At 71.5% G+C, this 11,365-nt stretch carries 8 protein-coding genes; 4 read left to right on the forward strand and 4 right to left on the reverse strand.

The window, feature by feature from the left end; translation table 11 throughout:
- Positions 1-89 precede the first annotated feature (89 nt).
- Positions 90-3,713, forward strand: coding sequence for a serine/threonine-protein kinase (locus ABZ911_RS28830; protein ID WP_358062552.1), 3,624 nt, complete (start codon positions 90-92; stop codon positions 3,711-3,713).
- A gap of 23 nt (positions 3,714-3,736) precedes the next feature.
- On the opposite strand, the gene ABZ911_RS28835 is transcribed toward ABZ911_RS28830, so the two are convergent.
- Complete coding sequence (locus tag ABZ911_RS28835; RefSeq protein WP_358062555.1) at positions 3,737-6,013, reverse strand: excinuclease ABC subunit UvrA; 2,277 nt, start codon at positions 6,011-6,013, stop codon at positions 3,737-3,739.
- A 66-nt stretch (positions 6,014-6,079) separates the two neighbouring features.
- Between ABZ911_RS28835 and ABZ911_RS28840 the strand changes: the two genes are divergently transcribed.
- On the forward strand, positions 6,080-6,892 hold the full coding sequence (locus tag ABZ911_RS28840; protein ID WP_358062558.1) for a TetR/AcrR family transcriptional regulator: 813 nt from the start codon (positions 6,080-6,082) through the stop codon (positions 6,890-6,892).
- On the opposite strand, the gene ABZ911_RS28845 is transcribed toward ABZ911_RS28840, so the two are convergent.
- From ABZ911_RS28845 to ABZ911_RS28855, 3 genes are read right to left on the reverse strand one after another with little or no spacing between them, the layout of a single operon-like run.
- On the reverse strand, positions 6,883-8,094 hold the full coding sequence (locus tag ABZ911_RS28845; RefSeq protein WP_358062561.1) for an FAD-dependent oxidoreductase: 1,212 nt from the start codon (positions 8,092-8,094) through the stop codon (positions 6,883-6,885). The two genes, ABZ911_RS28840 and ABZ911_RS28845, sit on opposite strands and share 10 nt — an antisense overlap.
- Entirely contained in the window at positions 8,066-8,938 is an 873-nt protein-coding gene (gene sigJ / locus ABZ911_RS28850; protein ID WP_358062563.1) for an RNA polymerase sigma factor SigJ, read from the reverse strand. Before sigJ ends, ABZ911_RS28845 begins: the two co-directional genes overlap by 29 nt.
- A gap of 10 nt (positions 8,939-8,948) precedes the next feature.
- Complete coding sequence (locus tag ABZ911_RS28855) at positions 8,949-9,719, reverse strand: arylamine N-acetyltransferase (protein ID WP_358062566.1); 771 nt, start codon at positions 9,717-9,719, stop codon at positions 8,949-8,951.
- A gap of 362 nt (positions 9,720-10,081) precedes the next feature.
- Here ABZ911_RS28855 and ABZ911_RS28860 point away from each other — a divergent pair, with 362 nt between their 5' ends.
- Both ABZ911_RS28860 and ABZ911_RS28865 read left to right on the forward strand, forming a co-directional pair.
- On the forward strand, positions 10,082-10,546 hold the full coding sequence (locus ABZ911_RS28860) for a hypothetical protein (RefSeq protein ID WP_358062569.1): 465 nt from the start codon (positions 10,082-10,084) through the stop codon (positions 10,544-10,546).
- 424 nt (positions 10,547-10,970) lie between these two features.
- A complete protein-coding gene (locus tag ABZ911_RS28865; RefSeq protein ID WP_358062572.1) occupies positions 10,971-11,363 on the forward strand; it encodes a GntR family transcriptional regulator in 393 nt (130 codons plus the stop codon).
- Positions 11,364-11,365 lie beyond the last annotated feature (2 nt).

An 11,365-nucleotide genomic window follows, 5' to 3' on the forward strand; every position in this document is an offset into this window, starting at 1 on the left:
TCGACACGGCCCCGAAATCTTTTCCCGGGCCGGTGACTGGAAGCTCACAGGTTGCGCCCGCGCGCCGCCGTATGGGATTTCTATGGCTCATGAGTGATCCACAGCACATCGGTCACTACGCCATCGCGCGCCGTCTGGGCAGCGGCGGGCAGGCCGTCGTCTACGAGGGGTACGGCAGGAGCGGCGAGCGGGTGGCGGTCAAGGTGCTGCACACGGACGCCGGACTCGGCAGGCCCGCCGCCAAGGAGGTGGCGGCCGCACGCCGGGTGGCCCCCTTCTGTACGGCACGCATCCTGGACGCCCGCCTGGACGGGGCGCAGCCGTACATCGTCAGCGAGTACGTCGACGGCCCGAGCCTCCGTGAGGCCGTCACCCGCGACGGTCCCTACTCGGGGGACGCCCTGCGCCGGCTCGCGATCGGGATCGCCACCGCGATGGCCGCCATCCACGACGCGGGCGTGGCCCACTGCGACCTCAAGCCGGACAACGTGCTGCTGGGCCCGGACGGGCCGCGGGTCATCGACTTCGGCATCGCCCGCATCGTCGACAACTCGCTGACCGCCTCGCGCGGCATCATGGGCACGCCCGGTTACATGCCTCCCGAGTTGTTCTCCGGCGGCCTGCCCACCCCCGCGGCCGACGTGTTCGCCTGGGGCGCGGTCATCGTCTTCGCGGCCACGGGCACGGCGCCGTTCTCCCGGCGGCATGTGGCCGCCGCCATCTACGGCGTGCTGCGCAACGAGATCGATCTGAGCGCGCTGGAGGAGCCGCTGAGGAGCCTGGTCTCCGCCACGCTCGCCAAGGACCCGGCGGCCCGGCCCACCGCGCGCGAGCTGCTGCTCGGCCTGATCGGGGGGACGGAGCACGGCGGCCTGCTCCAGGCGGGCAGCAGGGCCGCGGCCGAGATGCGGGGCGGCGCGACCGACCCGCACCTCGGCGAGCTGGCGCAGCGAGCCTACGAGACGCTCTCTCCTGAGGAACAGGGCGTCGCCGACCAGCTCCTGCTGCGCATGGTGCACGCCGACGGTTCCGTGGGCAGCGTCGACCCGGGCGAGCTGGGCGTGACCACGATCGAGCCGGTGGTGCACGCGCTGGCCGGCCACGGCGTGCTCCACCTGCGCGAGGGCGGCGTGTCGCTGGCCAACTCCGCGCTCGTCCAGGCCTGGCCCCGGCTGCGCGACCTGATCGCCACCGAGCGTCCCGGCCTGTCCACCTACCAGCGGCTGCGCGAGGCCGCCCGCGACTGGGACCTGCACGGCCGCCGGGAGAGCGACCTCTACCAGGGGGCGGCGCTCGAACAGGCCACCACCTGGGCGGCCACCGCCCGCCATCGGCTGGAGTTGTCGCCGATCGAGCGGGCCTTCCTGACCGGCAGCGCGGGACTGTCCCGGCGACGGTCACGGCGCCGCAGCCTGGTCTCGATCACGCTGGCCGTCCTCCTCGTCGCCGCGCTGACCCTCGCCGGGCTGATGGAGGTCAACCGCCGGACGATCCAGCGGCAGCGTGACGAGGCCGTGGCCATGCAGTGGGCGGCCAGGGCGGAGACCCTGCGCGACGCGGACCCCACGGCGGCCCTGTTGCTCAGCGCGGCGGCCGCCGACACGGCCGACCTTCCGGACACCAGGAAGGCGCTGATCGGATCCCTGGCGCAGCCGAGCCTGCTCCGCCGGACCACCCAGGCGGTGGGGCTCGGCCAGGACGGCAGGTCGATCATCGAGATCAAGGACGGGGCCGCGGTGATCAGCGACGCGGTCACCGGGCGGACGCTCGCCCGGGTGCCGGGCGTCGAGCGCGAGTTCAAGGTGCGTGTCGCGTTCCTCTCCACCGACCGGCGGCTGCTGGCCACGGCGGAGTGCGAGGACGAGTACTGCAACTACGGGCCCACCGTGACCATCCGGCGCACCGCGGACGGCAAGCAGGTCGGGCGGGCCGTCGTGTGGAGCGACGGGGTGCTGGACCGCAACGATCTGAGATTCGACGGCAAGGGGCGGCTGCTGCGCCGGGCCACGTGCGGGAAGCCCGCCGTGTTCGCAGGGTCACGGCACGCCGGCACACTGGTCGGCTGTACGTCCGGGACATCCGTCGGCGTCGCGGACGCGGGCACCGGGCGGGTCGTCTCGCTGAAGAAGGCCGGTGGCCCCGACGCGGCGCGGTTCGCGCAGCTGAGCCCGGACGGGCGGCTGCTCGCCGTACAGCGGGACTTCGCGACGGTGGACGGGGACCCCCGGAACTATTTCGTGGACGTGTGGACGGTCAGCGAAGGCGTGCTCGGGCGGCGGGTGGGCCGCGCCGCCTTTCCCACGCACGAGAAGCCGATGACGAACTCCGGAGCCAACGAGTGCTGGCCCGAACGGCTGGTCTTCGACCGCTCGGCGAAGGTCCTGGCGGGGGAACACTGCGGGCTGGTCGTCGTCTGGGGGCAGACCGCCAGCCTCGCGTACTCCCCCACGATGCCCTTGCCGAGGTATGAGGAGAAGTGGCGGCCGATGGAGGTGCTGCAGACCTTCGAGCATCCCGTCGGCTCCTCGATCGCCTTCACCTCCGACGGCGACCTGTTCACCATGATGAGCGACGGCGAGCTGCGGGTGGTGAACGCCCGCCCTGTCACCCGCGCCGCCTCGCACCTGGGTTCCGTCAAGTCGGCCGCCTTCAGCCCGGACGGGAGGCTGCTCGCCGCGATGAACGACGACGCGCTGAGGATCACGGACACCCGGACGGGACGGACGGTTCACGAGCTCAAGGGGCCGTGGATCTCGCCGGACTTCACCGCCGACATGAACGGCACCTACCTGCCGCCGCTGCGCTTCGCGCCCGACGGGCGGTCGCTCGCGGTGAACGGCGACGGGGCCGAGGTGGTGCTGATCGATGTGGCGACGGGACAGATCACCGCCAAGCACAGGCTGGAGCACGAGCGCACCACGTCACCGACGCCCACCTCGGGCAGTGGCGACATCCTGGCCATGGACTTCTCCGCGGACGGCGCCTCGCTGGCGGCGGCGGTCGCCGTCGTCGACGACAAGTCGCCCGTCAACGGCTACAGCGTTCACGCCTGGAACACCCGCACCGGCCGCGAAACCGCGGTGGTGAAGCCGGTGCTCGCCGAGACCCTGGCCCTGTCGCCCGAAGGCGGCCGCGTCGTCGTGGGTCACCCCGACGCCGGGGTCTGCGTGGTGGAGCTGGGATCGACGGAGCCGAACTGTCAGAGCAGGCCGGGCACCGGCTTCCGCCTGCCGGGCTACTCCACGGAGAATCTCGGCTTCACCCCCGACGGAAAACACGTGCTGCTGCGGGTCGCCGACGGCTCCGTGGTGCTGTGGGACCCGAAGACCCGGCAGACGGCCGGGCCTGTCATGCGGGGGCACACCGAGGACTGGGTCTCCACAGCCGCCTTCACCAAGGACGGCAAGCTGCTGGCCACCGGCGGTTACGACAACACCGTCAGGCTGTGGGACCTCGCCACCGGCACCGCGGTCGGGGCCTTCCAGCATGACGGCGACGTGCTGGCCGTGGCGTTCGGCGACGACGGCAGGACCCTGCGCAGCGTGGACGCCAGCGGCGGCCTGCACGCCTACCCGCTCGACCTCGACCAGGCGTTGAAAGCGGTCTGCGCCCGGGCGGGCAGGGATCCGTCCACGGCCGAGCGCGCCCTCTACGGCCTTTCTGAGGGCGCCGTGTGCGGCAAGGCGATCGCAGGCGGGCCGCCCTCACCCTAGGGCGAGCGAGAGCGGCCGGCTTGTCATCGGTTCGGGTGCTCCAGGTAGGTGCTCAGGTGCTGGGCGGTGAGGGTGGCGGCGCCGGCGACGAGGTCGGCGGGGGTGCCGCTGAAGACGATCTGCCCGCCGTCGTGCCCGGCGCCGGGGCCGAGGTCGATGAGCCAGTCGGCGTGCGCCATCACGGCCTGGTGGTGCTCGATGACGATGACGGTGTCGCCGTCGTCCACGAGCCGGTCGAGCAGGGCCAGGAGTTGGTCGACGTCGGCCAGGTGCAGGCCGGTGGTCGGCTCGTCGAGCACGTAGACGTTCGCCTTCTCGGCCATCCGGATGGCCAGCTTGAGCCGCTGGCGCTCGCCGCCGGACAGGGTGGTGAGCGGCTGGCCCAGGCCGAGGTAGCCGAGGCCGACGTCGGACAGCCGGTCGAGGATGGCGCGGGCCTGGCCGGTGGGGAAGAAGTCGCGGGCCTCGGCCACCGGCATGGCCAGCACCTGGCTGATGTCCTTGCCGCGCAGCCGGTAGGTGAGGACTTCGGGGGTGAAGCGCTTGCCCTCGCACTGTTCGCACACCGAGGCGACTCCGGCCATCATCGCCAGGTCGGTGTAGACCAGGCCGATGCCATTGCATTTGGGGCAGGCACCTTCGGAGTTGGCGCTGAACAGGGCGGCCTTGACGCCGTTGGCCTTGGCGAAGGCGGTCCTGATCGGGTCGAGCAGGCCGGTGTAGGTGGCGGGGTTGCTGCGCCGCGAGCCGCGGATGGCCGACTGGTCGACGATGACGACGCCGTCTCGGCGGCGCAGGGAGCCGTGGATGAGGGAGCTCTTGCCTGATCCGGCGACGCCGGTGACGACGGTCAGCACGCCGAGCGGGATGTCGACGCTGACGTCCTTGAGGTTGTGCAGCGTGGCGCCGGTGATGGGCAGCCGGCCGGTGGGCTGCCGTACCTTCTCGCGCAGGGTGACGCGGTGGTCGAGGTGGCGGCCGGTGAGCGTGCCGGAGGCGCGCAGGCCGGGCACGTCGCCGGTGTAGCAGATCTGACCGCCGGTGGGCCCGGCGCCGGGCCCCAGGTCGACGACGTGGTCGGCGATCTGGATGGTCTCGGGCTTGTGCTCGACGACCAGGACGGTGTTGCCCTTGTCGCGCAGGCGCAGCAGCAGGTTGTTCATCCGCTGGATGTCGTGCGGGTGCAGGCCGACGGTGGGCTCGTCGAAGACGTAGGTGACGTCGGTCAGGCTGGAGCCGAGGTGCCTGACCATCTTGACCCGCTGGGCCTCGCCGCCGGACAGGGTGCCGGACTCGCGGTTCAGGCTGAGGTAGCCGAGCCCGATCTCGACCAGGGAGTCGAGGGTGTCGCCGAGGGTGGCCAGCATCGGCCCGACGGCCTCGGACCGCAGGCCGCGGACGAACTCGGCCAGGTCACTGATCTGCATCGCGGAGCAGTCGGCGATGTTGCGCCCGTCGATCTTCGACGACAGCGCGGCCTGGTTGAGGCGGGCGCCGCCGCACTCGGGGCAGTCGGTGTAGGTGACGGCCCGGTCGACGAACGCCCGGATGTGGGGCTGCATGGCCTCGCGGTCCTTGGCCAGGTAGGTGCGGCGCACCCTGACCACCAGACCGTCGTAGGTGATGTTGGTCGTGCCGACCTTGATCTTCGTGGTGGGCCGGTAGAGCAGGTCCTCGCGCTGCTCGGGGGTGTAGTCCTTGATCTTGACTTCGGGGTCGAAGAAGCCGGATCCGGCGATGACCTGCCAGTACCAGGTGCCGACGGCGAAGCCGGGCACGGTGATGGCGCCCTCGTTGAGCGAGAGTTCGGGGTCGAGGATTTCGGCGAGGTCGATGTCGGTGACCTTGCCGAGTCCCTCGCACGACATGCACATGCCGTCGGCGGTGTTGAAGCTGAAGGCGGTGGAGGTGCCGACGTGCGGGCTGCCGAGGCGGCTGAAGATGATGCGCAGCATCGTGTGCGCGTCGGTCGCGGTGCCGACCGTGGAGCGCGAGTTGGCGCCCATGCGCTCCTGGTCGACGACGATGGCGGCGCTCAGGTTGTGCAGGGAGTCGACGTCCGGGCGGCCCAGGCTCGGCATGAACGACTGGATGAAGGCGGTGTAGGTCTCGTTGATCAGCCGCTGCGACTCGGCGGCGATGGTGCCGAAGACGAGTGACGACTTGCCGGAGCCCGACACTCCGGTGAAGACGGTGAGCCGGCGCTTGGGGATGTCGAGCGAGACGTCGGCCAGGTTGTTCTCCCTGGCCCCGCGTACCTGGATCACGTCGTGCCGGTCGGCGGCCGCACGAGAAACCATTGAATCCCCCTGATACCTTAGGCTGTAAAGAGATACAAGTTACTTTAGGCCATAAGGAGTTGCAAGTTGGTGGTTTACGCCGGGCAGGGTGACGCTCGCCGGTCGATGGCACTGCTCTGGCGTGCCGAGGGGGTGCCCGGCGTGCGGAGCGCGCCCGGTCCGAAGCCGGGGCTGAGCGTGGACCTGATCGTGAACACCGGGATCGCCGTGGCCGACGAGCAGGGCATGGCCGCACTCTCCATGCGCGCGGTCGGCGAACGGCTGGGCCGTACGGCCATGGCCTTGTACACCTACGTGCCCGGCAAGACCGAGCTGGTCGACCTGATGTACGACCGCGCCCTGGCCCAGTTGCCCACCGGCTACAGCCTCGACGCCGGTTGGCGGCCCGCGCTGACAGCGTGGGCGCACGACAACTGGACGTTCTACGTGCGCCACCCGTGGGTGCTGCAGGTCTCCCAGGCCCGGCCGGTGCTGGGGCCCAACGAGTTCCGCACCCTGGACACCGTGCTGGGCATCCTGGCCGAGACCGGGCTGGAGGCGCGGCTACGGCGGGGCATCGTGACCACCCTGTTCGACATCGTGCGCGGGGCCGCCCGCACGGTCGCCGAGGCCCGGCTCGCGCCGAAGGAGACCGGGGTGCCGGAGGACGAGTGGTGGCTGGCCAGATCGGCGATGCTGGAGGAGGTGGCGCCCGACTTCGCCGAGCGCTACCCCCTGGTGACCAGGCTGGAGAACGAAGGGGCGTTCACGCCCGAGGAGTGCGGCCCCTACGACGAGTGCGTGCCCTACCTGGAGAACGAGTCGCGCAGGACCTTCGAGACCGGCCTGACCCTGTTCCTGGACGGCATCGAGGCGGCCATGCGCGCGGCCTACAAGTAGCTCGGCATGCCCGGATGCCGCATGGCCAGGATCGTGCCGCGCACGATCGCCTCCTTGTAGGCGGCGGCCGGCCTGCCGGTCAGCACCGCCGATCGCGGGCTGTCGTCGGTGCGCACGAACTGGACGAGCCCGTCGCGCCGCCCCAGGCTGACGCACTGGTTGAGGTACCTGAAGCGGATCGGCCGGGGCTCGCGCCCGGCCAGCCGGGCGATGACGGCGCGGGCCGCCTGCTGCCCGGCGGGCATCCCCGTCGCGCACGCCATCCGCAGTTCCTGCCCTCCGGCGACGCGCACGGCCGCGGCGTCGCCCACGCCGTACACCTCCGGATGCGAACGCGACCGCAGCGTGGCGTCGACCAGCATGCGCCCGCGCCCGTCCACGGCCAGGCCCGCCTCTCGGGCCAGCTCCGGCACGGTGAACCCGGTGCTCCACACGACCGTGTCCGCGCCGACGTGCTCGCCGCCCTCCAGCACCAGCCCGTCGGCCCGCACCTCGGCCACCCTGGCCCGCTCCCTGACCTCGACGCCCAGCCGGTCGAAGACCCGCCGCAGGTGCCGCCGCCCACGCGGCGACACCCCCTCCCCCAGTTCCCCGCCGGTCACCAGCCGGACCTTCAGCGCGGGATACCGCTCGGCGAACTCGGCCGCCGCCTCCACCCCGGTCAGCCCCCCGCCGACCACGGCCAGCACCCTGCTGTACGGCAGGCGCTCCCGAAGCCGCTCGGCCTGCCCGGCCCCGGCCACCATGTAGGCGTGCTCGGCCACCCCGGGCACCGAGCCCAGGTCGGCCACGCTGCCCAGCGCGTAGATCAGCGTGTCGTAGCCCAGCGGCTGTCCCGCGGCCAGCCGTACCGTCCGCGACTCCGGGTCGATTCCGGTCACCCGGTCGACGACCAGCGTGACCCCGGTGCCCTCCACCAGGCCGGTCAGGGGGAGGTCGCGCAGCCGCTCACCGGCGGCGAGCTGGTGCAGCCGTACCCGCTCGACGAACCGGTCGGCGGCGTTGACCAGCGTCACCGTCGCGCCCGCGGCCCTCGCCGCCAGCTTGGCCGCGATCAGCCCCGAGTAGCCCGCGCCGACGACCACCACGTGATGTGCCATGTCCTTCTCCCTTTCGTCCCCCCTTGAACCGGGGACCTGGGAGTTTCGTGACAGCGGCGCACTGTGAACCCGATCACACGAGTTGCGCCGCCACGAAGGCAAGCTTGTCCGGGTTGGTGATGGTGCGCACCGCGACGATCCGGCCCTCGTCGAACTCCGGGACGGTGACCGCGCTCAGCGCCCCCCGCTCCCAGACGAGGATCGCCGGGCCGCCGTTCACGATGGAGACGCGGAGCTCCGCCTGCGCGGCGCGCAGCTGCCTGGCCAGGCCGGTCAGGTAGCGCACCACCCGGTCGCGGCCGATCACCGGTCGCGGCGCGGCCGAGGCCTTCCCTCCGCCGTCGGCCCAGGCGACCGCGTCCTCGGTGAGCAGCCGCTCCAGACCGGCCATGTCGCCCTCGACGCTCGCGGCCAGGAATCGTTCCAGCACCTGCCCGGCCTGCTCGGGCGTCGCGCTGAAACGCCGCCGCGGCTCCCCGACGTGCGCGCACGCCCTGCGGTACAGCTGGCGGGCGTGCGCCTCCTCGAGGTCCAGGATGTCGGCGATCTCCCGATGGCTGTGCCCGAACGCCTCGCGCAGCACGAACACCGCCCGCTCCGGCGGGGTCAGCCGCTCCAGCAGCAGCAACATCCCCAGCGACAGCGACTCACGCTGCTCGACCGTCTCCAGCGGCCCCAGCTCCCCGCCGCCGGTGACGACGGGCTCAGGCAGCCATGTCCCGACATAACGCTCCTTGCGGGCGCGCGCGGAGGTGAGCCGGTTCAGGCACAGGTTGGTCACCACCTTGGTCAGCCACGCCTCCGGTACGGCCACCGCCACACTGCCCCGCCAGCGCAGGTAGGCGTCCTGCAGCACGTCCTCGGCCTCCCCCGCCTCGCCGAGCAGCCGGTAGGCCAGCCCGAACAGACGGGCGCGCTCGGCGACGAACCGCTCCACCTCGCCCATGACGACCCGATCAGCTCGCTCGCACGACGGGGACGCGCTCCAGCGTGATGCCGAAGTGGGCGCGGTAGGCGGGCAGGATCTCGTCCTCGGCCAGCGGGCGTTCGGTGCGCTCGCCGTCGGCGGTCTCGATCAGCCTGCTCCCGCTGAGCGTGATCCGGCCCCGGTCGGTGAGCCGGGAACAGGTCAGCGAGCGGGTGAAGTGGGAGTCGGGCGAGGTCTGCTGGAACCAGCAGGTCGGCACGAAGTCGTCCAGGTCGTAGCCGCGCGGATCCAGGCGGTACTGCGGCTCGCCGTTCAGGTGGACGTCCAGGTCGCCGTGCGGGCCGTGCTCGACGATCTCGGCCACGCCTGCGGGGTCCCGCTGCTCGACGCCGGGGCGCAGGCGCAGCGGATGGTGGGCGAAGGTGCCGAAGCCGACGTCGACCAGCCACGGCTCGTCCAGGTCGACGCGCAACGCCATGTGGTCGAAGGGAGGGCCGGGCCGCTCGCCGCCGAACACCCGGGCCGACAGCAGCGTCACCTGGTAGCCGAGCGCCGTGAGCAGCAGGGCGAACGCGCCGTTGAGCTCGTAGCAGAAGCCACCCCGGCGCCGCTGAACGATCTTGTCGAAAAGCGCGTCCTCCGACAGGACGACGGGCTCACCCAGGTGGATGGCCAGGTTCTCGAACGGTACGGCGGCCAGATGCGCCCGCTGCAGCCGCGCGAGCGCCGACGCGTCCGCCCGCTCCGGCCGTCCGGCGGCGATCCTGCCCAGATAGGCCGCCACGTGTGACTCGTTCATGGCCCCATCCAAGCAGAACATCCTTGCGGTGAACCGCTCGCTCCGCCCCGGGCCGGCGCATCGGCCCGCACGCTTCTCAGCGACGATCGCGTGCCCCTCCGGTGGGGATGGTGAGATTGCGGGGGTGTCTGGTATGCCTTGGCCTGTCGGCCTTCGGGATCGGCGGCTGCAGGTACTTGGACCCGCCCTCTTACACGGAGCGATCCCCCGCCCGAGCCGGGTGGTGGATCGCGGTGGGAACGGTAGGGGGCACGCCCGAGGCTGTGGGGGCCTCGGGCACACTCGGCCGCGCATCCCGCGTGGCCCGGGCGGCATCGGATCCAGGGAGAGGACCATCGTGGCGACCACGGTGATACTCGGGCATGGCCGCCTTGGCGAGCTTTCTCGTGGTCTCCACCGACCGGGCGCACGGCCTCATGATCGGCGGGTTTCCCCTGCTGACGGGCAACGACTACTGGCTCGGCTGTGTCGAAGGCGCCCGCACGGCCTTCCTGCAGACCGGCCTGCAGGACAAAGCGGACGAGCCTCACATGAGTGTCCTGCTGTACCGGGAGTGGGCCACCCGTGACGACACCGCGGCCTTGGCGGCCCTGAAAGGCCCGAAGATCCTGTGGTACGGCACCAGCGACGGCGAACCCGAATGCCGGATGTACGAATACGTCGGGGGAAGCGCCATCGCCCGCCGCATCAGCGGTCACCGCGAGGCGTCGCGTCAGATCGGCTTCGAGGTGATCGAGTTCGAGGGCATGGACCACATCGCCGGCCTGGCCACGGCGGATGCGATCACCCCGAGGTTGACCGCCGCCCTGGCCGCTGCGGGCTGGTAGACGCCCGGCCGACCCCGCCGTTACCGGTCGCCTCGGTCACCGACGATCCGTTGCCGGTTGGCCTGGCCGCCGCCCATCCGGGCCAAGATGGCCGCGGCGGCCTGGTCACCGGCTCACCTCCTCCGGCACTGAGCAACGCAACGACGAGCCCGTGACCGCATAGGCACGTCGTCGGCCCTGCCCTGTGCTGATATCTGCCCCCCGGTCGAGGCCCAACCGATCAGCGCCGAGCGGCGGCAGGTCTCCGGCCGCGAGCTCTGAGATCCCCGATCAAGCAGGCGTTCACCGACTCGATGGGGCCCTTCATCGCATGCAGTCGGCCGAAGAGCGATGGGCCGCTTCGGATGCCGGGAACACAGCAATCCCTCTGGCGTTCAACACCTGGTGCTCTACAGTGCTAGGAGACTAGATAAATGGAGGAAGAATGATCGAGTTCCATCTGGATGGCAGATCCGGCGTCTCGCCGTACCTGCAACTGGTCCAGCAGGTGCGGCACGCGCTGCGGCTGGGCCTGCTGCGGGAGGGCGACCAGCTTCCGACGGTCAAGGACGTGGTGGCGCGGCTGGCGATCAACCCCAACACGGTGCTCAAGGCCTACCGGGAGCTTGAGCACGAGGGCCTGGCGGCGGCTCGGCCGGGGGTCGGGACGTTCGTGACCCGCACGCTGGCCGACGCCTCGCTGGCCGCGCATGCCCCCTTGCGTAGGGAGCTGCGGCGCTGGCTGGCCAAGGCCCGCCTGGCCGGGCTCGACGACGAGAGCATCGAGGCCCTGTTCATGACCACCTTTCGGACCGCCTCCCAGGAGGACATAGCGTGACC

It is taken from the genome of Nonomuraea sp. NPDC046570 (assembly GCF_040645915.1).
Classification (GTDB): domain Bacteria; phylum Actinomycetota; class Actinomycetes; order Streptosporangiales; family Streptosporangiaceae; genus Nonomuraea.